Source organism: Vreelandella populi (assembly GCF_003989825.1).
Classification (GTDB): Bacteria; Pseudomonadota; Gammaproteobacteria; order Pseudomonadales; family Halomonadaceae; genus Vreelandella; species Vreelandella populi.
The window spans coordinates 595,284-618,250 of record NZ_RZHE01000015.1; the positions used below are offsets into that span (position 1 = coordinate 595,284).

Here is a 22,967-nt window from a genome sequence, read left to right on the forward strand (position 1 = left end):
ACAATACGGTTTTACCGAACGCGTGCCCTGTCAGGTATTCCATGACTCAGACCGTTGAAACGCCAGTGGTTCCCAACCGTGAGCAAGATAGCCGAACCGCCAAGCGCGTCACCTATATCGGTGCTTGGCTTGATGGCCTGCTTAGCGTTGTGAAAGTCGCGGTAGGATTTCTTGTCGGGTCGGCTGCGCTGATTGCCGACGGCATTCATTCGCTTTCCGACCTGGTAACCGACGGGTTTGTGCTAGCGGCTATTCACTATGGCCGTCAGGAGCCGGATGACGACCATCATTATGGGCATGGGCGTATTGAAACCCTCACGACGCTATTGTTAGGCAGCGTACTGATTTTCGTGGCAGGTGGCATCGCCTGGTCCAGTCTGAGCCGCTTGTTTAGTGGTGCCGAAGTTACCGCCCCCGGCCTCTGGGCGATCGTGATCACGTTTATTGCCCTTCTCAGTAAAGAGTGGATATTTCGCTATACCATGCACGTGGCCAAGCGTATCCAGTCGAGGCTTCTGGAAGCCAATGCCTGGCACTCGCGCAGTGACGCCCTCTCCACGGCGGTGGTGTTGGTCGCCTTGATTGGCGCTCAGTTTGGCGCTGGCTGGCTGGATGCCGTAGCCGCCATTGTGGTGGGGCTGCTGGTGGGTAAAGTGGGCTGGGATCTCTTGTGGGAATCGGCCCGCGAGCTGGTCGATACCGCGCTTCCCGAAGACGTCCAGCAGCAGATGCACGATGTTGCCTGCAGCGTGCCGGGAGTGGATAGCGTGCACGATTTGCGTACCCGCCAGTCAGCGGGCTGGGTGATGGTCGATCTGCATGTGGTGGTCGGGCCCAAAATCACCGTCTCGGAGGCCCATGAGATCGGCAATGAGGTCAGCCGCCGCCTGCGCCACGAATTCCCGCTGTTAACCGACGTTATTTTCCACGTCGACCCCGAGGATGATGCCGGCGAAGGCGACCCCAGCCGCTTGCCCGGCCTGCCGCTGCGCCCTGAAGTCGAAGCGGCGCTCAACGAGCGCTGGTACCGTCATCCGGTATGGCGCACGCTGAACGAGCTTCAGCTGCACTACCTGGATAGCCAGATATCGGTTTCGCTGATCATCGACGATGCGGTCAATCAGCCTCCCCAGTGCCTTGCCAGCCAGCTAAAGGCCTTGGCCTGCGATATAGAGTGGCTGGGGCATGTGGAAGTGATGTTCATCACGCGAGCCGCCAGCAGCTCGATGCGCTAGAAACCCCAGAACGTTCAACAAGAAACGCGGTCCTATAGCGTCGCGCTTCTCATTAAAGCAAGCGTACGCGGCAGGCCAGAAACCCTGCCTCTCTTATAGACCATGATGCTCTGGAAGATATGGACGCGCTCAATCTCGCTCTTTTCGAACTGCTCAATTCGCCCCCCGATTCGCCTACCTGGCTTGTCATGGTTGCCCACTGGTGCGCCTCGGATATTATCCTGCTGGTACCGGCGCTTCTCGTCATTGGCTGGCTGCTCGGTGGTGATACGCTCAAGCGACCGCTTCTGGAAGCATTTGTCGCAACCGTGATGGCGCTGGCGGCAAGCTGGGCCATCGGCACACTATGGCCCATGCCACGCCCCTTCATGGTGCCCGTGGGCGAGTATCTTCAGGTGCACGCGGCCACGCCCGCCTTTCCCAGCAACCATCTAACAATCATGCTGACCATGGCCTTCAGCTTGACGCTGCATGATCGCACTCGGCGTATCGGTCATTGCCTGTTAGTGCTGGCCCTACCGGTCGCCTGGGCCAGAATCTTTATGGGCATTCACTTTCCCCAGGACATGATCGGCGCGCTAATGCTGGCCCCAGTGGCCGCTGCACTAACGGGCATAGGCCGTGCCTGGCTGGTACTGCCGCTTTATGAACGCGTGGCCGTGAGGTGCTATCGCCTCGTGTTCTCGCCGCTGATCAACCGCGGCTGGGTACGGCACTAGGGCCGTACCCATAAAGCCAAGGGCTATAGCTGAGAGAGGATGGCGGTTGCGATGGTGAAGTAGATCAGTACGCCGGTGGCATCGATCAGCGTGGTTACCAAAGGCGCCGAAGCGGTGGCCGGGTCAACCTTGAAGCGTTCGAGTACAAAAGGCAGACACATGCCGATCAGGCTGCCGAACAGTACGATCGTCACCATACTCAGCGCCACCACCATGGCGACGGCTTCACCGCCGCGGAAAATACCAATCGGCGTCACGGCAATCGCCATGGTGAGACCCAGCGAGCCAGCGACCAAAAGCTCACGGCCGAGCATCTTGCTCCAGTCCTTCACGCCTATGTCACCCGTCGCCATCCCGCGTACCATCAGGGTGGCGGCCTGGGCACCGGCATTACCGCCACTGCCGATCAATAACGGCAGGAAGAACACCAGGGCCACTTGGGCGGCAATGATATCTTCAAAGTAGGCAATGCCCGCGCCGGAAAACAGGTTGGCAAACACCAGTAAAACTAGCCACGTCACGCGTTTGCGGTACAGACTCCAAAGCCGTACACGACTCACGCCATCTTCCAGCTGACCGATCGACATCCCTTTATGGAAATCCTCGGTAGCCTCGGACTCCGCGACATCCATGGCATCATCGTGGGTCACAATACCTACCAATCGGCCATCCGAATCGATCACAGGCAGCGCAAGCAAGTCGTAGCGGGCCACGATGCGTGCTACCTCCTCCTGCTCCTCATCCACAGCCGTGCTGATTACATCCTTGATCATGATGTCGTCAACGAACGCGCCTGGGCGCGCCACTATCAATTGGCGCAGCGACATCGTTCCAATCAACTCACCGTCACTGTCCAATATATAGAGCTGATAGACCGTCTCGGCATCAGGCGCGGTCTGACGTACGCGCATCAGCGCCTGCGACACCGTCATGCCACTGGCTATGGCCACATAGTCAGAGGTCATGATGGCGCCGGCCGTCCCTTCCTGATAACTTGCCAGGCGTTTGAGGTCTTCACGCTCCTGGTGAGCCATACGGCGCAACAATGCCTCGCGACGATCCTCGTCCAGAAGATTGAACAGGTCGACCCGTTCATCAGATCCCATCTCTTCTAGAAGCTTAAGCACCTGGGTATCGCTTAACTCGCCTACGACTTCAAGCTGGCTTTCACCGGGCAAATAGCCAAGCACATTGGCCGCGCGTTCGCTTGAAAGAACATCTAGGATCGCCAGCGCCGCCGGCAGTTCTTCGTCTTCTTCGATAAGTTCTTCAAGCACTTCACCGATATCAGCTGAGCGAACCTCGGCCAGACGCTCAGAAAGCAGGTTTTTACTCGGCTTGTCCTTTACCAGCTCGTCGAGCAGCTCGGCCTTCAGTTCCTGCAGGCTTTCATCATTTAATGCCATCGCTCTCCCCCTTTCTGACAAAGTACGGTTGCAAGTGCTATTGCAAAATATCGTTGCAAGATACTGTTACAAAACATCTTTACAAAAACTCATTTCAAAACACGACTGCTAAATCGTGGCAGCCGAAACACAGAATGCCACTGTATACGCGTCATAGTACCAGACAAAAAAAACGCCCCTTAAACCCTAATCTGGGTTCAAGGAGCGTTTATGAACGCCAAGGGCGTTTTTTAGCCTTTACCCGCCTTCTTGCGCAGCTGCTGAATCGTTCGCAGCTGGGCAACGGCTTCGGCAAGTTCTGCTGCCGCACGGGTGTAGTCAAGCTCAGTTGACTTCTCATTAAAGGCTTGCAGCGCTTGCTGACGTGCTTCTTCGGCAGCGGCCTCATTAAGGTCGCTTGCGCGGGAAGCGGCGTCGGCCAGGATGGTCACAACGTCGGGCTGCACTTCCATGAAGCCGCCTGAGACAAAGAAGTTTTCTTCCTTGCCGCCATCGTGGATTACCCGGATCGGGCCCGGCTGAAGCTCGGTCAGCAGCGGAGCGTGACCCGGCAAAATACCCAGGTCACCCATCATCCCGGAAGCCACTACCTGCTCGACAGTACCCGAGAAGATAGATGCTTCAGCGCTGACGATATTGCAAGTGAAGCTATTCGCCATAGCGAATCCCCCTAATGGACGGGATTACTTCTTCATCTGGTTGGCTTTTTCGACTGCTTCGTCGATGGAGCCGACCATGTAGAAGGCCTGTTCCGGCATATCGTCGTATTCACCTGCGAGAATGCCCTGGAAGCCACGGATCGTGTCTTTCAGCGAAACATACTTGCCGGGCGAACCAGTGAAGACCTCAGCCACGAAGAACGGCTGCGACAGGAAACGCTGGATTTTACGCGCGCGGGCAACGGCCAGCTTGTCTTCATCAGACAGCTCGTCCATACCCAGGATGGCGATGATATCCTTGAGTTCCTTGTAGCGCTGAAGAACGTTCTGCACACCGCGAGCGGTAGTGTAGTGCTCTTCACCGACGACCAGCGGATCCAACTGACGTGAGGTGGAGTCCAGTGGATCGATGGCCGGATAAATACCCAGCTCAGCGATCGAACGTGCCAGTACCACAGTGGCGTCCAGGTGAGCAAACGTCGTTGCCGGCGATGGGTCGGTCAAGTCATCGGCAGGTACGTATACGGCCTGTACAGACGTGATAGAGCCCGTTTTAGTCGAGGTGATACGTTCTTGCAGAACGCCCATCTCTTCGGCCAGCGTTGGCTGGTAACCTACCGCTGATGGCATACGGCCAAGCAGGGCGGATACTTCGGTACCGGCCAGGGTGTAGCGGTAGATGTTGTCGACGAACAGCAGAACGTCGCGGCCTTCGTCACGGAATTTTTCCGCGATGGTCAGGCCGGTCAGCGCCACGCGCAGACGGTTGCCCGGGGGCTCGTTCATCTGACCGTAAACCAGCGCTACCTTGTCGATAACGTTGGATTCCGTCATCTCGTGATAGAAGTCGTTACCCTCACGCGTACGCTCACCCACACCGGCGAATACTGAGTAGCCGCTGTGTTCGGTGGCGATGTTGCGGATAAGCTCCATCATGTTAACGGTTTTACCTACACCGGCGCCGCCGAACAGGCCGACTTTACCACCCTTGGCAAACGGGCAGACCAGGTCGATAACCTTGATACCGGTTTCCAGCAACTCATTAGAAGCCGCCTGGTCGGCATAGCTGGGTGCTTTACGGTGAATCGGCATACGCTCTTGCTCACCAATCGGACCTGCTTCGTCGATCGGCTCGCCAAGTACGTTCATGATACGGCCCAGCGTTTCCTTACCCACGGGTACGGAAATGGCAGTACCGGTATTGACCGCGTTCATGCCACGCTTCAGACCCTCGGTGGAGCCCATGGCAATTGCGCGTACCACGCCGTCGCCCAGCTGCTGCTGGACTTCGAGGACGGTCTCTTTTTCAGAGACCTTCAGCGCGTCGTAGACCTTGGGCACAGAGTCCCGCGGAAACTCTACGTCAATCACCGCGCCGATGATTTGTACGATACGTCCGCTCATCTTGGTTCCTCTCAAAAACCTGCAAATGAAACCTGTCTGCCGGGAGCCCTGTGAACATTAGGCTCCCTAGGCGTTATACGGCTGAAGCGCCGCCGACAATTTCGGAAATTTCCTGGGTGATGGCAGCCTGGCGGGCCTTGTTATAGACCATCTCCAGATCATCAATCAGATTGCCTGCGTTATCGGTGGCACTTTTCATGGCGATCATACGGGCTGCCTGTTCGCAGGCTCCGTTTTCGACGACCGCCTGATACACCTGTGATTCGACGAAACGAACCAGCAGGCTATCAAGCAACGCCTTGGCATCCGGTTCATACAGGTAGTCCCAACTTCCGGGACGGGCGTTTTCTTCGTCGTGCTCGCTGACACCCATATCGGGTGATAGCGGAAGAAGCTGACGAACAACCGGCCTCTGGGTCATAGTGTTAACAAATTCGTTATACACCACGAACAGGCGATCGAGTCGTCCTTCGTCGTACGCTTCGAGCATGACCTTGATACTTCCGATCAAACCCTCAACGGTCGGCTTCTCTCCCATTCCACTCTTGGCCGCAATCAGGTTGCCGCCATAGTTGCGAAAGAAAGCGCCGGCCTTGGAGCCGAGGGCACAAAAGTCCAGCTCAGCGCCTTCCTGTTTCCAGGCCACAGCGTCTTTCACCACGGCTTTGAACAGGTTGACGTTTAACCCGCCACACAGGCCACGGTCGGTGGAAACCACGATATAACCAACACGTTTCACCTCGTTACGCTCGACCATGTAGTCGTGCGTGTACTCGGGGTTAGCGTTAGCCAGGTGGCCTACCACGTTACGAATCTGCTTGGCGTAAGGCTGGCTGGCCTTCATTAGATCTTGTGCTTTACGCATTTTCGACGCAGCTACCATTTCCATGGCACTGGTAATCTTCTGCGTATTTTTGATGCTCCCGATCTGGGTGCGTATCTCTTTTGCAGCTGCCATAGCGATCTACCCTTCGTTCGTGGCTCTCAGAAAGTAGGCAAGCCCACCTGTTAAGGCGGGCCAGACATTACCAGCTCTGAGTCGCCTTGAACTTCTCGAGACCCGACTTCATGCCGTCTTTAATCTCGTCGTTGTAGTCGCCGCTCTGGTTGATCTTGTCGAGCAGATCGCCATGCTCGGACTTCATGTAACCGTGCAGGGCACGTTCGAAGTCCAGCACCTTGTCGACGCTCACGTCATCCAGGTAGCCTTCATTGGCGGCATACAGCGAGAGAGCCATTTCTGCCACAGACATCGGCGAGTACTGGTTCTGCTTCATTAGCTCGGTCACACGCTGACCGTGCTCAAGCTGCTTGCGCGTTGCTTCATCAAGGTCAGAGGCAAACTGCGAGAATGCCGCCAGCTCACGATACTGAGCCAGGGCCAGACGCACGCTACCGCCAAGCTTCTTGATGATCTTGGTTTGCGCTGCACCACCTACACGAGAAACCGACAGACCTGCGTTAATCGCCGGACGAACACCGGAGTTGAACAGGTTGGTTTCCAGGAAGATCTGACCATCGGTGATCGAGATCACGTTGGTCGGAACGAACGCGGAAACGTCGCCACCCTGGGTTTCGATGATAGGCAGCGCGGTCAAGGAACCGGTCTTGCCTGTCACTTCACCATTGGTGAACTTCTCGACGTAATCGACGTTAACGCGTGCCGCACGCTCCAAAAGACGCGAGTGGAGATAGAACACGTCACCCGGGTAAGCTTCACGACCCGGCGGACGACGCAGCAGCAGGGATACCTGGCGGTAAGCCACGGCTTGCTTGGAGAGATCGTCATATACGATCATCGCGTCTTCACCACGGTCACGGAAGTACTCGCCCATGGTGCAGCCAGAGTAGGCGGACAGGAACTGCATGGGTGCCGGATCAGCGGCGCCTGCAGCCACCACGATGGTGTGACCCATCGCGCCGTGCTCTTCAAGCTTTCTTACTATGTTGGCAATGGTCGACTGCTTCTGACCGATGGCGACATAGACACAGGTAACACCCTTGCCTTTCTGGTTGATAATCGCATCGATCGCGATGGCCGATTTACCAATCTGGCGGTCACCGATGATCAGCTCACGCTGACCGCGGCCAATCGGCACCATGGCATCGATGGATTTCAGACCCGTTTGGATCGGCTCATCAACCGACTGGCGGGTGATAACGCCCGGCGCCACTTTTTCTACCGCGTCGGTCATCTTGGCGTTGATGTCGCCTTTGCCATCGATCGGGTTACCCAGCGCATCGACAACACGGCCAATCAGCTCAGGGCCTACCGGTACTTCAAGAATACGACCGGTACACTTGGCGGTCATGCCTTCTTCAAGTAGCAGATAGTCGCCCAGGACAACGGCACCTACGGAGTCGCGCTCCAGGTTAAGTACCATGCCAAAAACGCTGTTGGGAAATTCAATCATTTCACCAAACATGGCGTCTTCAAGGCCGTGAATTTTCACGATACCGTCGGAAACGCTCACAATGGTGCCCTGATTACGGGCTTCGGATGCGACGTCAAGCTTTTCGATTCGCTGCTTGATGATGTCGCTGATCTCGGAAGGATTCAGTTGCTGCATGCCATGTCCCTCAGACTCAAACGGTCAGCGCTTCAGAAAGGCGGTTCAATCGACCACGCACCGAACCGTCAATGACGGTATCGCCGGCACGCAGGATGACACCGCCGATAAGCGACTTGTCCACCTGAGTAGTAATGGAGATTTCGCGATTCAGACGTTTCTTGAGCGCACTTGCTAGCTTGGTCTGCTCTTCGGCCGTCAGCGCGTAAGCTGACGTTACCATGACCTCAATGCGCTGCTCATGCTCGGCACGTAAATGCTCGAACTGCTCAGCAATTGAAGGTAGGGCCGTTAAACGACCTTGATCGGCCAGAGCCTCCAAAAACCGAGTTAACGCATCGCTCTGCTGCTCTGGAAACATCTCGGCGAGCAGAGCAACTTTCTTTGCGTTCTCGATTTTCGGACTGCCCAACAGACGACGTACTTCGTCATCTGCCACGGCGGCGCCTAAATACCCCAGCGCCTGTGACCAGCTATCAAGCGCGTCATGATCACGCGCGTGTTCAAACGCCGCCTTAGCGTAAGGACGAGCGACGGTATGTATTTCCGCCATGATTCACCTCCTTACAGTTCAGCGGCTAACTTATCAAGCAGCTCGCGATGCGCTTTCTCGTCGACAGAGGCTTCTAGAACACGCTCAGCGCCAACGATTGCCAGGTGAGACACCTGGGCACGCAGCTCTTCTTTTGCGCGGTTAACTTCTAGCTCAATCTCGGAACGGGCGCCCGCCATTAGACGTTCACCTTCTGCGCGGGCCTGCTCGCGTGCTTCTTCAATCATCTGAGCAGAGCGCTTGTTGGCTTGCTCAAGGATTTGGGAAGCTTGTTCCTTGCTCTCACGCAGCGTCTGTTCTGCCCGTTCTTGAGCAAGCTCAAGATCGCGGGTAGCACGGCTGGCTGCATCCAAGCCATCAGCAATTTTTTTCTGACGCTCGTTAAGCGCGTTGCTGATCGGAGGCCACACGTACTTTATGCAAAACCAGACAAAGATCGCGAAGGCGATCGTCTGCCCGATAAGCGTCATGTTGATATTCACAGGGATGTACCTCTGACAAGTTCGTGGCGACCGGAGTGAAACAGAACCGAGCGGTTAACCGCCCGGTAAAGCTATCATTAACCGGCAACAACGAAGATCAGGTACATCGCAATACCAACACCGATCATCGGTACAGCGTCCAACAGACCTGCCATGATGAAGGTTTTGGTTTGCAGCTGGTCACCCAGCTCTGGCTGACGTGCAGTAGACTCAAGCAGTTTGCCGCCCAGAATAGCGAAGCCAATACCAGTAGCCAGTGCGCCTAGACCGATGATGATGGCAGCAGAAAGATAAACCATTTCCATGATGTTGCTCCTGAGTTTAAGTTTTGGTTAAGGGTTGAGGGTTAATGAAACGGGTTCTTGAAATCTTAGTTCTTGAAAACAAGGCTCTTGAAATCGATGTACGTGACATCGATCACATTAGTGGTGCTCGTGCGCCGCGCTCAGGTACACCACCGTCAATACGGTAAAGATGAACGCCTGCAGCGTCACAACAAGAATGTGGAAGATCGCCCACGGCACATCCAGTATCCAGATGGCCCAGAACGGCAGCATCGCGATCAGGATGAAAATTACTTCGCCTGCGAACATGTTGCCGAACAGACGCATTGCCAGGCTGAACGGCTTGACCAGCAGGGAGACGATTTCCAGTACTAGGTTGAAGGGAATCAGCGCCCAGTGGTTGAACGGGGTCAGCGAAAGCTCCCGGGCAAAACCGCCCACGCCTTTCACCTTAAAGTTGTAGTAAAGAATCAGGCCGAACACGCCCAGCGCCATGCCCAATGTGGCGTTCACATCTGTGGTCGGCACGATCTTCATGTAGTCCACCCCGAGCTTGCTGAACAGCACCGGGCCGTAGTCGACCGGTAGGATCTTGAGCGCGTTCATGAACAGGATCCAGACAAACAGCGTCAGCGCCAGCGGAGCGATATGCGGATTGCGACCATGGAAGGTAGATCGCGTCAGGTTCTCGATAAACTCTACGACCATTTCGACAGCGTTCTGCAAACCGCCCGGCACGCCGGTTGTTGCTGCTTTACCCGCTTTACGAAATAGCCAGATAAACAGCAAACCCATGGCAATCGACCAGCCCATGGTATCCAGATGGATCGCCCAGAAGCCCATTTCAACGGCTTCTTCAGCCGAATGCGCCAGTGACCAACCATTCACCGGGTGATGCCCAAAGGTCAGGTTCTGCAAGTGGTGCTGGATATAATAAGTCGTCGAGACTTCGTTTCCTGCGGCCATAGAGATATCACCTCAATCAAGTGTGCGATGCCTGCGCATAAACAACGGCGTTAGCCCATGCATCAGAACAACCGCCACATAAGCACTAAAAAAGAAAGCGGGGTTTGAGGGAGGCACTAACACGAACACTGCGCTAAACAGCGCCACCGTCAAACCAAACTTGCCTGATTCGGCGCGAAACAGACTTACAGCGCTTGAAGACCTGCGTCTGTTATGCAGGATACCTAACCGCTGTATAAAGAAAACCTGAGGTAGCAAGGCGACCAAGGCTCCCATTATGACTGATAGCACGCCAGCGATACCCGCTACCGGATAGGCTGCCAACATACCGCCCAGCGCGACTATTAGCTGCGCAGTAGTAAGCCGAATGACATAAGCCTTTCGTTGCTGGGTTTCAATACGCTGTTTCATTACCCAGCACCCTGGTAGCGAACGGTTGCTCAATTACTCTTCATGAACAACCTACACAAATCTTGCGCGATTATAGGGAAGCGCTATCACACCTTCAACCGAAGTTGCGCGTATTTAACGCGTTTAGGCAGAGTCTTGCTACCAAAGGGTGAAAAAAAGGCGGCTTCTAACGATATCTTAGTAAGCCTGCTATTTATTTAATATGCGCAAGAATGCCATCCAGCTCATCAAGACTTGTGTAGCGGATAGTGACTTTACCTTTGCCCTTGTTGCCATGGTCAATAGAAACCGGCGCGCCAAGCAGCTCGCCTAGCTGTGTTTCAAGGCGTGACACGTCCATAGGCTTATTGGGCCGGGCTGGGGTTTTGGGCACTGTCTGGCTGGTTTGAACTTTCTTGACCAGCGCTTCGGTTGCCCGCACCGTTAAATCGCTATTGACCACTTCATGGGCTACCTGACGCTGCTGGGCACTACTCAGAGAAAGCAGAGCGCGGGCGTGGCCCATATCCAGGTCACCGCGCTCCAACAGCGTTTGTACCTCTGGATCCAGCGCCAGCAGGCGCAGCAAGTTGGCAACCTGGGTACGCGATTTTCCCACCGCATCGGCAATCTGCTGCTGCGTCAGTTCAAACTCATCGCCCAAGCGTTTAAGCGCCAGCGCTTCTTCAATGGCGTTGAGGTTTTCACGCTGAATATTTTCAATCAGGGCCAAGGCCAGCGCCACTTCATCGCTGACGTCACGAATGACCGCCGGAATAACATCAAGCTCGGCCAGCTGGGCTGCACGCCAGCGCCGCTCACCGGCAATAATTTCGTAGCGGTCCTCGCCTACCGGGCGCACCACAATGGGCTGCATGACGCCCTGGGCGCGAATGGAGTCCGCCAACTCTTCAAGAGCTTCAGGCTGAATATCCCGGCGCGGCTGATATTTGCCGCGCGCTAGTTGACCAAGCGGCAAGCGCTCCAGACGATCAGGTGTTGCCTCACTGGTCGCCATGACTGACGACGCCTCGTGGGAAGCCTCCAATGCTGGGCTACCGGTAAGTTCCAGACTGTCACGGCGACGAGCGCCCGCACCAATTAGGGCATCCAGGCCACGTCCTAGCGCGCGTTTACGCGTCATTCGCTTTCCCTCGGACTGATCAATACGTTATAGCGATAACCGACGAATCATCTCTTTTGCCAGCACGCGGTACGCCTGGCTGCCCCGTGAGAAGCGGGCATACTGAGTAACGGGCAGACCATGGCTTGGCGCTTCGGCCACTTTTACGTTACGTGGAATCGTTGTTTTGAGCAGCGCATCGCCAAAAAAGTCGCGTAGCTGTTTGTCCACTTCACGCGTCAGGCTCGTGCGTTTGTCGTACATGGTGCGCAGGATACCGGCAATCGCCAGATCAGGATTAACGCTCTGCTTGATCTGTTCAACGGTATCTAAAAGCGCCGATAGCCCTTCAAGCGCATAAAACTCGCACTGCAGCGGAATTAACACGCTGTTGGCGGCGGTAAGCGCATTGACCGTCAGCATATTCAGCGAAGGCGGGCAGTCAATCAATACCACGTCGTAGTTATCGGCAACCGAGCCTAGCGCCACGGTCAGGCAGCTTTCGCGCTTATCCAGGTCAAGAAGTTCGACTTCCGCAGCCGTCAAGTCACCGTTACCTGGCAAAACATCATACTTAACCGGCAGTTGAGAGACGATGGTATCGGTGGCCGTTGCCTCACCTAGCAGCACATCGAGAACGCTCTTGTCGAGTTCGTGCTTGTCGATACCACTGCCCATGCTGGCGTGCCCCTGGGGATCAAGATCCACCAGCAGCACCCGCCGATCAAGTGCGGCGAGACTGGCTGCCAGGTTAACGGCCGATGTGGTCTTGCCCACGCCGCCTTTTTGGTTGGTCAGGGCAATGATCTGGCTCACTTACTCAACTCCTTCCTGGGGTTCAGAATCAACGTTCAGAATCAACAGCTGTCGCTCGGCCGTTTCAAAGGGGACGTTCAGTTGGTGGCGGGCTGTCAGCTGAACACCGCTTGGCAACTGACGCAGTTCATCGTCGGCGCCAGGCCCTTTCATGGCCAGCCACTGCCCGCCTGCCTTGGGCAATTCACGGGTCAGGGTGACAAAATCAACTAGGCTTGCAAACGCCCGGGAAATCACCTGATCAAAGGGCTGGTCAATGAATGCTTCCACCCGTGCCTGGCTCGGCGTCACGTTCGTCAGCCCAAGCTCCATAACGGCCTGGCGTTGAAAGCGGACTTTCTTGCCGTTGCTATCCACAAGCGTTACCGCCAGATCAGGGTTCAGAATGGCCAGCACTATGCCGGGCAGGCCAGGCCCTGCGCCTACATCCAGAAGCCTCGGGCCAGCAACATGGGAGGCCACGGCTGCGCTATCCAGCACGTGGCGGGTCACCATCTCGTCGATATCACGAACAGCCGTGAGGTTATAAGCCTTGTTCCACTTGTGCAATAGGGCGACAAACCCAAGCAGCTGCTCACGCTGATGAGCGCTCACCGAAAGGCCTAGCTGCGCCAGCCCCGCATCCAGGCGGGTGGCCACACTCGTCGGTAAGGTATTGAGCAGTCCCATTAACCCACTCATCCGTTGGCCACCTCCGGTGAGGCAATCAGACGGCGCTTTTTAAGATGCACCAGCAAAATGGAGACGGCCGCTGGGGTCACGCCTGAAATACGCGCTGCCTGAGCCAGGGTTTCCGGCCGGGTTTCGGCAAGCTTCTGGCGGATCTCGTTGGAGAGCCCTTCCACCCGTTGGTAATCCAGGTCGGCAGGAAGCGGCATCGCTTCATGGCGCTTGAGCTTATCAATCTCGCCCTGCTGACGCTCGATATAGCCTTCGTACTTGGCCTGGATCTGGACCTGCTCGGCTACCGCCTCGTCATTGATCAGAGCGTTATCCAGGCCCGGCAAATCTGCAAGATCGGCATAATTAAGCTCAGGACGACGCAGAAGGTCGCTCAAGCGATATTCACGCGTTAGCGGTTTGCCAATTTTTTCGGCAATCTTGGCGGCAGCGGGGCTTGTCGGCTGTACCCAGACACTGGCAAGGCGGGCGGTTTCACGCGCAATAGCTTCACGCTTTTCACTGAATGCCTGCCAGCGCTGGTCATCGACCAGGCCAAGCTCACGACCTTTTTCGGTCAGCCGCAGGTCCGCATTGTCTTCACGCAGCAGGAGACGGTACTCCGCCCGAGAAGTGAACATGCGGTAGGGCTCTTTGGTACCCAGGGTGATCAGGTCATCCACTAACACGCCCAGGTAGGCTTCGTCGCGGCGCGGGTGCCAGCTTTCCAACTGCTTGGCACGGCGCGCGGCGTTCAATCCGGCCAGTAGCCCTTGGGCGCCGGCTTCCTCGTAACCCGTGGTGCCGTTGATCTGGCCGGCAAAAAACAGGTTGTGGATAAATTTGGTTTCCAGCGAGTGTTTTAGATCCCGTGGATCGAAGAAATCGTACTCGATGGCGTAACCCGGCCGCGTAATATGCGCGTTTTCCAATCCCTTGATCGAGCGGACTACCTGCAGCTGTACATCGAAAGGCAGCGAGGTGGAGATACCGTTAGGGTAGAGCTCGTGGGTGTCGAGGCCTTCAGGTTCAATAAATACCTGATGGCTCGATTTATCCGCAAAGCGGTGCACCTTGTCTTCAATTGACGGGCAGTAGCGCGGGCCAATGCCTTCGATGACGCCGGAGTACATCGGCGAGCGGTCAAGGTTGGCCAGAATCAGCTCGTGGGTGCGCTCATTGGTGTGCGCAATATGACAGCTGACTTGACGCGGGTGCATGTCCCGCGAACCAAGGTATGACATCACCGGTGTTGGGGTATCGCCTGGTTGTTCTTCAAGCTGGGAAAAATCCACGCTTTTGGCATCGATACGTGGGGGAGTACCGGTCTTTAACCGGTCGACCCGAAACGGCAATGCACGCAAACGCTCAGCCAGAGCGTTGGAAGGCGGGTCACCCGCGCGGCCACCACGGCTCTGATCCAGGCCGATATGGATAACGCCACCTAAAAACGTGCCTGTCGAAAGCACCACGGATTCGGCATAAAAACGAATCCCGGTTTCCGTCACGACACCTCGTACAGTGTCGTTATCCACAACCAGATCGCCTGCAGCCTGCTGGAAAATGGTCAGGTTAGGCTGGTTTTCAAGCATGCCTCGGATCGCCGATTTATAGCGGATCCGGTCAGCCTGGGCACGTGTGGCACGTACTGCCGGGCCCTTGCGAGCGTTCAGCACACGAAACTGAATGCCGCCTAAATCAGTGGCAAGCCCCATCGCGCCGCCTAACGCATCGATTTCCTTGACCAGATGACTCTTGCCAATCCCGCCAATCGCGGGATTGCACGACATCTGGCCCAGAGTCTCGATGTTATGGGTGAGCAGCAGGGTTTGACAGCCCATACGAGCAGAGGCCAATGCGGCTTCAGTTCCCGCATGGCCACCGCCGATGACAATCACGTCAAAGCGGTCGGGGTAATTCAAGAGACACCTCTTCTTGCGCCAGTTGGCACGGATGAGGGGAGCCGGTGGATAGGCACCCAGATTCAATAAGCCCGCCAGTATAAACCCCCTGTGGGTAACCGTCAGGTTTTTCCACACCTCAATTCATCAGCTTGTCTCTATTAATAACAATATAAAAATAAAATAAGAGAAGTTCTGTTAATGTTGTAACTACTAGTGTGGACAGTTTCTGTGCATAACACATTTATTATTATAAATTTCAGAAGCTTAAATTGTTTACAATTATGTGATTAAGCAGCGCAGTGCCTGCGTAGAAGCAGTGCGGCCCCTGTGGATGAAAAAGCGACTTACCCACAACACTCAAAAATCACCACTTATCCACCTTCCCATACCGGGCTTGTTACCGCACCTGTGAACAAGTCATTGGGTTAACATCTTATTGGCTTAAAGACCCCTTTGACGGGGGGGCGGGCTTGGTGGAGTAGAAAAAACAAAAAATATTATCCACAGGCAAAAAAATGGCCTGTCACAAGGACAGGCCATAAAAATTCAGGGTAAAGCGAGTGTTTTTATCGATTAATGCTTTAACACACGAGCCAAAAATGAACGGGTTTGCTCATTTTGAGGCGCGCTAAAAATCTGTTCAGGCGTACCCTGTTCGGCAATTACTCCCTTGTGAATAAAGATAACGCGGTCGGCCACTTCGCGGGCAAAGCCCATTTCATGGGTAACGATCACCATGGTCATGCCTTCTTTGGCAAGCTCACGCATTGCATCCAGCACTTCACCGATCATCTCGGGGTCAAGCGCCGAGGTAGGCTCGTCAAACAGCATCAGGCGTGGCTCCATGGCCAAGGCACGTGCCAGCGCGACCCGCTGCTGTTGGCCACCGGAGAGCTGGCTGGGGTACTTATCGGCCTGGTCGGCAATACCTACCCGGTCAAGCAGACGTTTTGCCGTATTGACTGCATCTTCCCGGTTCCAGCCGCGTACTTTCATAGGGGCCAAGGTAATGTTGTCGATAACGCTCAGGTGAGGAAACAGGTTGAACTGCTGAAATACCATGCCGACTTCGGTACGGATGGTTTGTAGTGCCTTGCTGCTCTTGCCATTGGGTTTTAGCGTATTGCCATCCACGCTCAGCGTGCCTGATTGAAACTCCTCAAGCCCGTTAATGCAGCGAATAAGGGTTGATTTGCCCGAACCGCTTGCGCCAATGACGACGACGACTTCCCCAGGGACAATCTCAAGGTCGATATCATTGAGTACATGCAGGCTGCCAAAGTGCTTATTGAGCTTTTGCATACGCACAATGGGGGGCGTTGTAGGTGACACAGTATCGGTCATTGTACGTGTCCTTATTGGCCGGCAATGCCGCGGCGCTCAAGCTGGCGCAGAAGAATGGAAAGGGTCCAGGTGATCGCTAGGTACATCAGCGCCACCATGAAATAGACCTCAAGCGCGGTAAACGTGGTGGCGATGTAAATCTGTCCCTGGCGTACCAGTTCACCCACGCCAATCACGGAAAATAGAGAGGTGTCTTTAATACTGATAATGCCCTGATTACCCAACGGTGGAATCATCCGGCGAAAGGCCTGGGGCCAGATCACGTAGCGAAACGCCTGAACCCGTGAAAGCCCGAGGGAAAGCGACGCCTCACGCTGGCCGCGCTCGATTGACTGCACACCGCCACGAACAATTTCAGAAATGTACGCGCCAGAGTTGACCGCAATCGCGGCGATACCCGCCACCAAGGCATTGATAGGACTACCCAGCAGCTGGGGCAAGCCATAAAAGATAAACAGCACCTGCACGAGAATAGGCGTACCACGAAATATTTCTATATAGCCGACGGCAACCCAACGTAGCCAGCGGATCGGACTGATGCGTAACAGGCCAAAGAAAATACCGATAAAGAAGCCAAACGCCAGGCCGCCAAATGAAATCAACAGCGTCCAGGGAATGCCCGGTAGCAGATAGGGGATCGACGCGATTGCAGCCGACCAGTCAAACTGAAAATCGAAGTCCACGCGTTATCTCCAGGAAGAAAAGCGATGTTACAACGTCATAGGGCCGGGGGGATGGCCGCCCGGCCCTGTAGCAGTAGCTATGGATGAAAGTGTCGGATTACTTAATCTTCGCTGGACGCTTCACCAAACCACTTGGCATAGATCTCGTCGTAGGTACCGTCTTCACGCATGGCCGCTAGTGCTTCATTGGCAGGCTCGACCCATTCGCTGCCCTTATGGAAAACGATGCCGTACTGCTGGCCTTCATACAAAGGGCCAACCACTTTAGTGCGGCCTTCACCGCGGGTTTGGGCGAAGTAGGCAACGTTGGGGGAGTCGTAGAGCACTGCGTCGACGTTACGGCCCATCAGCGCCATGTACATATCGGCCGTGCCCGGATAGGGAGTGATGTCTGCATCACTACCTAGTTCCTGCTGAAGAAAGTCATAACTGGTAGAGCCGATCTTGGTGCCAATCGTTAAGCCCTGAAGGTCTTCAAGAGAGGAAACGTCTTCATTATTGGCGCGAACAATAATCTGCAGACCTGAGTCGTAATACGGATCTGAAAAATCGACAATCTGCGCGCGCTCATCGGTAATCGTTATGCCTGCAATGGCAATTTCCTGGCTACCGGTTTGAACCGCCGGGATGATGCCGGAAAATTCCATAGTGGTCAGGTTGACGTCAAAGCCAGCTCGCTCGGCAATTTCATTGATGATATCCATATCGAAACCGACCATCTCACCGGTTTCTGGATCCATCATTTCAAAGGGGACAAAGCTTGGGTCGGTGGCGACGTTAACGGTCGATGTTTGGGCCATGACAACAGTGGCACTGCCAAGGCTCAGGACAATAGCGGACGCAATAGCTGTTTTAGTTAATGTGACTTTCATTAGTTTCCCCGTATTTTATTAGCTCTGAAGCGTTTTAAAGAGACGATAATCTCTTTAGAACGCCGCATGAACGGTTATTGACCTATCAACCTTGGCGAGAAACCGACAAGGCGTCAAGTCATGGGGAACACGTGTTATTAACGCTACAAGGGGCAACAGGCCCTAGACCATAAAGGAAGCGCCACAGCCGCAGGTGGTGGTGGCATTAGGGTTCTGGACACGAAAGCGCGCCCCGGCAAGGCCTTCTTCGTAATCGACCGTGGAGCCGACCAGATATTGGTAAGAGAGTGGGTCAACCACCAATGTGGCGCTGCCGAACTCAATCACCGTATCGTCTTCGGCGACACCATCGGCAAAGTCGAAACCGTACTGAAAACCCGAGCAGCCGCCGCCAGTGACGTAGACACGAAGTTTCAGCGCGGGGTTATTCTCTTCATCCATCAGTGCGTTGATACGTTTGCGCGCACTATCAGAGAGCATTAAAGGGGTTGGAACAAAAGCTTCTGCACCGCTCATGGGTACCTCCCGCGAGCTTTAAGAACGAATAATCGGCATTGGGGGGTAATTATGGGTAATTCCGAGCAAAAGGGTCAACTATTGTGTTGGCGCATCCAACAAAGGGCAACATGACGTTGCCCTCTGCAAGCGTGGTTAAGCTCTTAAAATATGAGCGCTTAAGGCATGAGTGCCGGGGCAGTGAGGCCCATGGTTTCATCAAAACCAAACATCAGGTTCAGGTTCTGTATGGCCTGGCCTGAAGCGCCTTTCACCAGGTTGTCGATGACCGACAGCACCACGACCGTGTTGCTGCCTTCCGGACGGTGTACGGCTAGGCGACACGTATTGATGCCTTTTACGCTGCGCGTTTCAGGATGGCTTCCCGCGGGCATGACATCCACAAACGGCTCATTGGCATAACGCTGCTCAAATAGCGCTTGAAGATCCTCCGCGCGGGCTGTCAGCTGGCTATAAAGCGTGGCGTGAATTCCCCTAATCATGGGCGTCAGGTGGGGCACAAAGGTTAAACCCACGGGGCTTGCCTGCATATCATTAAGCCCCTGGCGAATCTCGGGCAAATGACGATGGCCCGAGGCACCATAGGCCTTGAACGATTCACTGGCTTCCGCCAGCAGCGAAGGCACTTTGGCGCCGCGGCCGGCTCCCGTGACGCCTGATTTACAGTCGGCAATCAGTTGCTGTGGGTCAATCAAGCCAGCTTCCAGCAGCGGCAGATAGCCCAGCTGAACGGCGGTCGGATAGCAGCCGGGTACGGCGATCAGCCGCGCGGTTTTGATCTTCTCGCGGTGCATTTCAGGCAGGCCGTAAACGGCCTCTTCCAGAAGCTCCGGGGCACCGTGGGCCTGGCCGTACCACTCGCTCCATACTTTGGCATCGCGCAGGCGGAAATCGGCCGAAAGATCGATGATGCGCGTGCCGTTGGCTAGAAGCTCGCCCGCCAGTGCGTGGGCAACCCCGTGGGGGGTGGCGAAAAAGACTGCATCCAGTGCACCAAGCTGTTTTGCATCGGGCTCACTGAAAGCCAATGTATCGTAGTGGCCGCGCAGGTTGGGGTACATATCACATACCTTGACGCCCGCTTCCGAACGCGAGGTAATTGTTTCAACACAGACGTTGGGGTGCTGGGCAAGTAACCGGAGTAGCTCAACGCCGGTGTAACCGGTACCGCCAACAATGCCGACCTTAATCACAAACCACTCCTTGCGAGTATCGCCTTTGGGACATGTAATAATTAACAGCCTAAACAGATTGCTGCAGGCTGTCGAAGCGTATCGGGCTATGATACACAAGAGAACTACAACACAAGAGCAAAGGACGGTCGTCGTGGCACGTTTTTCCCGGTCTGATTTCACCCTTGAGAGTTTTCGGCGTCAGCTGGCCAATGTCGATGCGCTGCCGCAGCTTTGTGTGCTGGGGCTGGTATCCGGGGTGATTACCGGGGCGGTAATGGTCGCCTTTCGACTGTTACTGGAAGCCGGCGCCGTCCTTTACATGCCGGAAGGTAATCCGGAAGCGTTTGAAGGGCTTTCTCCCTGGCTGCGTTCGCTGCTGCCGCTTGTTGCCGTCAGTTTAATTGGCGTGCTGCTTTATCGTCAGAAGGCGTCAGCCCATAAACTGGGTGTTGGACATGTCATTGAGCGGCTTTCCTATCATCAGGGGCGCTTTCCGCTACGTAACTGGTTGAATCAATGGTGGGTGGGTGTGGTGTCAGTACTTGGCGGACTTTCTGCCGGCCGGGAAGGCCCCGCTATTCATCTAGGCGCTGCCGCGTCAAGCGGGTTAGGGGTCAAGCTTCGCTTACCCAACAACAGCTTGCGCGTATTGGTGGCCTGCGGTACGGCGGCGGGTATTTCCGCATCGTTCAATACGCCGATTGCGGGGGTCATCTTTGCCATGGAAGTGGTCATGATGGAGTACACCCTGATGAGCTTCATGCCGGTTATTCTGGCATCTACCATGGCGGCAATGGTCGCTCAGGTGATGTACGGCAATGAACCCGCGTTTCGCATTCCCGAGGTCGCCCTTGGCTCGTTGATGAACCTACCCTGGGTGGTCATTCTGGGCCTGGTAGTAGGTCTGCTGGCTGGGCTTTTCATTCATATTTCACGTAATACACACCTGCAGCAATGGCCTTTATGGCTTCGTCTGGGCACTGTGGGCGTAGCAACCGGCGTGGTGGCCTGGTGGTTTCCCCAGATTCAGGGAATCGGCTACGACAGTGTGGCGGGCGTCTTGAATGATCAGTTGGAGATCAAGGTGCTGTTGGCGCTGATGATCGCTAAACTGCTGATCACCGCGCTGACCGTATCCGGAGGCGTACCTATTGGTATTATCGGCCCTGTACTGGTGGTGGGGGCGGCCACCGGGGCGTTGGTTGGTATGCTGGGCGGCTGGCTGTGGCCTGACAAGGCGGCCGACCCCAGCATTTTCGCCATGCTGGGCATGGCCGCCATGATGGGGGCCGTGCTGCAGGCGCCACTCGCGGCCTTGATGGCCCTGATGGAGCTGACTCACACACCCAATATCATGCTACCGGGAATGCTCGTGGTTGTGGTGGCCTGCTTGACCTCGCGCCAGCTTACCAGCTGCGAAGGCTTCTTCATCAGTGCCGTACGCTATGGTTTGCACCCACTTCAGCAACCTTTGATGCAGGCGCTTTCCCGCGTATCAGTGCCGGCGGTGATGGAGCGTAGCCTGGTGCGAACCGAGCGTCTAATAACAGTTGAGCAGGCCCGAAGGCTTCTCGAGTCCAACCCGGTATGGCTAATCATTGAACGCTCAAGCGAAGAAAAGACCGTGCTGGCCTTGAAGGGGGCAACACTTGCACGCTGGCTTCTGGAGCACGATGAAGCGTTAGAAGACAAGGCGCCGCCCGAGGATGAGCAGGTGGATTTACTGGAAATTCCCGGCCAGCGACTGGAGCTTGCGCCCATCGGATTACAGGCAACGCTTTCCGAGGCGTTCTTGAAGCTTCAGGATGATGCCCTGGGCGCGCTTTACGTTGTGCACGGCTATCGGCCAAAGCAGCAGCGAATTTCAGGTATCATCACCCGCGGCGCCATTGAGCGTTACTATTATTACGCCGACCCAAAAGATAATGATTCAGCCGTGTAAGTAAGGAGAGAAAATGTACATATGGTTAAAGGCCCTGCATTTGATGGCCATGGTGACCTGGTTTGCCGCGCTGTTTTATTTGCCGCGGCTTTACGTGTATCACGCCATGGCGCGGGATAAGGGTGACGATCAGTCGATGGCGTATTTCAAGACCATGGAGCGCAAGCTGTATCGCGGCATCATGACGCCCTCGATGATTTTGGTGCTGATCTTTGGCGGCGCGATGCTCTACCTGGTGCCCGGCTGGTTCAGCCAGGGATGGATGCACGTCAAGCTTACCTTTGTTGTCCTGTTGATCGCCTATCACCACGTTTGCCTGATCTATTTGAAGCAGTTTGCTCAGGACCGCTGCACGAAAAGCCATACGTTCTTCCGCTGGTTTAATGAAGCGCCGGTGATCGCCCTGGTGGTGATTGTGCTTCTCGCTGTTGTGAAGCCTTTTTAATGCGCCAACCTCTTACTCCTGTTGTTCTAGTGCTGGCCGGCCATGACCCGACCGGCGGGGCGGGGTTGGTCGCCGATAGCGAAACGATCGCCGCCTGCGGTGGCTGGGCGGTCACTATTCCGACAGCGTTAACAGTACAAAATTGCCACAATGTGGCGCGCGTAGTCCCAGTTGACCCTGTGCTAATGCGTCAAATGGCCGAAGCGTTAAGCGAGATGCAAATTGCTGCGATCAAGATAGGCTTGCTGGCGGATGAAGCGACGTTAAGAGCGGCCGAGCAGATCATTCGCCGCTTTCCGGGAGTTCCCGTGGTGGCCGACCCGGTGCTTAAAGCCGGGGGCGGTGCTGAGTTATCCACACCCCTACTGCACAAGCTTTATGGGGAGCGTTTGCTACCTCTTGTGGATATCTTAACGCCCAACCGGTTTGAGCTCGCCCAGCTAACGCCTGAGATAACCGCGCCGCTGGATGATACGGCGCGAGCTGTCGCGCTTTTATCCCAAGGCTGCCAGGCTGTTTTAGTAACCGCGACCGACGAGCCGGTGCCGGGTAATGAGCAGCAGGTGGTACACACACTGCATTCGCCCGATACGACACGCCAGTGGCAGTGGCCACGTTTGCCTGAGCAGTTTCACGGTTCGGGCTGCACGTTAGCTTCTGCCATTGCAGCGCGCCTGGCAGTTGGAGAGCGCTTACCCACCGCCTGTGAGCAGGCGCAGCACTTTACCTGGGAAAGCCTGTCTCACGGGTATCAACCTCCAAGTGGGCAGTGTTTGCCTAATCGCTTGCCACGACCGGTTCGCTTTTGATCTCATTAGC

At 55.5% G+C, this 22,967-nt stretch carries 24 protein-coding genes; 5 read left to right on the forward strand and 19 right to left on the reverse strand.

Translation table 11 applies throughout. The annotated features are described in order from the left end of the window. Window positions 1-41: 41 nt before the first annotated feature. Complete coding sequence (locus ELY25_RS17350) at window positions 42-1,235, forward strand: cation diffusion facilitator family transporter (protein ID WP_126952511.1); 1,194 nt, start codon at window positions 42-44, stop codon at window positions 1,233-1,235. Window positions 1,236-1,354: 119 nt separating this feature from the next. Then, the gene (locus ELY25_RS17355; RefSeq protein WP_126952512.1) at window positions 1,355-1,954 is read left to right on the forward strand and encodes a phosphatase PAP2 family protein; all 600 of its coding nucleotides are present in this window, start codon (window positions 1,355-1,357) and stop codon (window positions 1,952-1,954) included. Window positions 1,955-1,977: 23 nt separating this feature from the next. Here ELY25_RS17355 and mgtE read toward each other — a convergent pair whose 3' ends face one another. The 19 genes from mgtE to argC all read right to left on the reverse strand — a co-directional run bounded on the left by mgtE (window position 1,978) and on the right by argC (window position 19,779). Further along, complete coding sequence (gene mgtE / locus ELY25_RS17360) at window positions 1,978-3,360, reverse strand: magnesium transporter (protein WP_126952513.1); 1,383 nt, start codon at window positions 3,358-3,360, stop codon at window positions 1,978-1,980. Between the two features lie 230 nt (window positions 3,361-3,590). Beyond that, window positions 3,591-4,019: a F0F1 ATP synthase subunit epsilon gene (locus ELY25_RS17365; protein ID WP_126952514.1), complete on the reverse strand. Its 429-nt coding sequence runs from the start codon at window positions 4,017-4,019 to the stop codon at window positions 3,591-3,593. Between the two features lie 24 nt (window positions 4,020-4,043). After that, entirely contained in the window at window positions 4,044-5,423 is a 1,380-nt protein-coding gene (gene atpD, locus ELY25_RS17370) for a F0F1 ATP synthase subunit beta (RefSeq protein WP_126952515.1), read from the reverse strand. Between the two features lie 73 nt (window positions 5,424-5,496). After that, window positions 5,497-6,381 carry a F0F1 ATP synthase subunit gamma gene (atpG, locus tag ELY25_RS17375; RefSeq protein ID WP_106374615.1) on the reverse strand — a complete coding sequence of 295 codons (885 nt, stop codon included), beginning with the start codon at window positions 6,379-6,381 and terminating at the stop codon, window positions 5,497-5,499. 67 nt (window positions 6,382-6,448) lie between these two features. Next, on the reverse strand, window positions 6,449-7,993 hold the full coding sequence (gene atpA, locus ELY25_RS17380; RefSeq protein ID WP_126952516.1) for a F0F1 ATP synthase subunit alpha: 1,545 nt from the start codon (window positions 7,991-7,993) through the stop codon (window positions 6,449-6,451). Between the two features lie 16 nt (window positions 7,994-8,009). Then, window positions 8,010-8,546 carry a F0F1 ATP synthase subunit delta gene (locus ELY25_RS17385; protein WP_126952517.1) on the reverse strand — a complete coding sequence of 179 codons (537 nt, stop codon included), beginning with the start codon at window positions 8,544-8,546 and terminating at the stop codon, window positions 8,010-8,012. Window positions 8,547-8,557: 11 nt separating this feature from the next. Next, on the reverse strand, window positions 8,558-9,028 hold the full coding sequence (locus ELY25_RS17390; protein ID WP_126952518.1) for a F0F1 ATP synthase subunit B: 471 nt from the start codon (window positions 9,026-9,028) through the stop codon (window positions 8,558-8,560). A 77-nt stretch (window positions 9,029-9,105) separates the two neighbouring features. Continuing rightward, window positions 9,106-9,333 (reverse strand): F0F1 ATP synthase subunit C, encoded by a 228-nt coding sequence (gene atpE / locus ELY25_RS17395; RefSeq protein ID WP_018918432.1) that lies wholly within the window; start codon window positions 9,331-9,333, stop codon window positions 9,106-9,108. Window positions 9,334-9,450: 117 nt separating this feature from the next. Further along, on the reverse strand, window positions 9,451-10,278 hold the full coding sequence (atpB, locus tag ELY25_RS17400; RefSeq protein WP_126952519.1) for a F0F1 ATP synthase subunit A: 828 nt from the start codon (window positions 10,276-10,278) through the stop codon (window positions 9,451-9,453). A 12-nt stretch (window positions 10,279-10,290) separates the two neighbouring features. Beyond that, on the reverse strand, window positions 10,291-10,689 hold the full coding sequence (locus ELY25_RS17405; protein ID WP_126952520.1) for an ATP synthase subunit I: 399 nt from the start codon (window positions 10,687-10,689) through the stop codon (window positions 10,291-10,293). A gap of 193 nt (window positions 10,690-10,882) precedes the next feature. Next, the gene (locus tag ELY25_RS17410) at window positions 10,883-11,812 is read right to left on the reverse strand and encodes a ParB/RepB/Spo0J family partition protein (protein ID WP_126952521.1); all 930 of its coding nucleotides are present in this window, start codon (window positions 11,810-11,812) and stop codon (window positions 10,883-10,885) included. A 27-nt stretch (window positions 11,813-11,839) separates the two neighbouring features. Then, the gene (locus ELY25_RS17415) at window positions 11,840-12,607 is read right to left on the reverse strand and encodes a ParA family protein (protein ID WP_126952522.1); all 768 of its coding nucleotides are present in this window, start codon (window positions 12,605-12,607) and stop codon (window positions 11,840-11,842) included. Next, on the reverse strand, window positions 12,608-13,288 hold the full coding sequence (rsmG, locus tag ELY25_RS17420) for a 16S rRNA (guanine(527)-N(7))-methyltransferase RsmG (RefSeq protein ID WP_126952523.1): 681 nt from the start codon (window positions 13,286-13,288) through the stop codon (window positions 12,608-12,610). It abuts the gene before it with no gap. After that, window positions 13,285-15,189, reverse strand: a complete 1,905-nt coding sequence (gene mnmG, locus ELY25_RS17425) for a tRNA uridine-5-carboxymethylaminomethyl(34) synthesis enzyme MnmG (protein WP_126952524.1) — start codon at window positions 15,187-15,189, stop codon at window positions 13,285-13,287. Before mnmG ends, rsmG begins: the two co-directional genes overlap by 4 nt. Before the next feature lie 555 nt (window positions 15,190-15,744). Further along, on the reverse strand, window positions 15,745-16,515 hold the full coding sequence (locus ELY25_RS17430; protein ID WP_272482565.1) for an amino acid ABC transporter ATP-binding protein: 771 nt from the start codon (window positions 16,513-16,515) through the stop codon (window positions 15,745-15,747). Between the two features lie 11 nt (window positions 16,516-16,526). Continuing rightward, window positions 16,527-17,198, reverse strand: a complete 672-nt coding sequence (locus ELY25_RS17435; protein ID WP_126952525.1) for an amino acid ABC transporter permease — start codon at window positions 17,196-17,198, stop codon at window positions 16,527-16,529. 101 nt (window positions 17,199-17,299) lie between these two features. Beyond that, window positions 17,300-18,070 carry a transporter substrate-binding domain-containing protein gene (locus tag ELY25_RS17440; RefSeq protein ID WP_126952526.1) on the reverse strand — a complete coding sequence of 257 codons (771 nt, stop codon included), beginning with the start codon at window positions 18,068-18,070 and terminating at the stop codon, window positions 17,300-17,302. 162 nt (window positions 18,071-18,232) lie between these two features. After that, the gene (gene erpA, locus ELY25_RS17445) at window positions 18,233-18,586 is read right to left on the reverse strand and encodes an iron-sulfur cluster insertion protein ErpA (RefSeq protein ID WP_126952527.1); all 354 of its coding nucleotides are present in this window, start codon (window positions 18,584-18,586) and stop codon (window positions 18,233-18,235) included. Between the two features lie 158 nt (window positions 18,587-18,744). Next, the gene (gene argC / locus ELY25_RS17450) at window positions 18,745-19,779 is read right to left on the reverse strand and encodes an N-acetyl-gamma-glutamyl-phosphate reductase (protein WP_126952528.1); all 1,035 of its coding nucleotides are present in this window, start codon (window positions 19,777-19,779) and stop codon (window positions 18,745-18,747) included. Between the two features lie 133 nt (window positions 19,780-19,912). Between argC and ELY25_RS17455 the strand changes: the two genes are divergently transcribed. Genes ELY25_RS17455 through thiD form a run of 3 tightly spaced genes read left to right on the forward strand, consistent with a single transcriptional unit; the run spans window position 19,913 to window position 22,957 of the window. Next, window positions 19,913-21,703: a chloride channel protein gene (locus ELY25_RS17455; RefSeq protein ID WP_126952529.1), complete on the forward strand. Its 1,791-nt coding sequence runs from the start codon at window positions 19,913-19,915 to the stop codon at window positions 21,701-21,703. A 13-nt stretch (window positions 21,704-21,716) separates the two neighbouring features. Then, window positions 21,717-22,148: a protoporphyrinogen oxidase HemJ gene (gene hemJ, locus ELY25_RS17460; RefSeq protein ID WP_106374599.1), complete on the forward strand. Its 432-nt coding sequence runs from the start codon at window positions 21,717-21,719 to the stop codon at window positions 22,146-22,148. Further along, entirely contained in the window at window positions 22,148-22,957 is an 810-nt protein-coding gene (thiD, locus tag ELY25_RS17465; RefSeq protein ID WP_126952530.1) for a bifunctional hydroxymethylpyrimidine kinase/phosphomethylpyrimidine kinase, read from the forward strand. The genes hemJ and thiD overlap by 1 nt, the downstream gene beginning before the upstream one ends. Window positions 22,958-22,967: the final 10 nt, after the last annotated feature.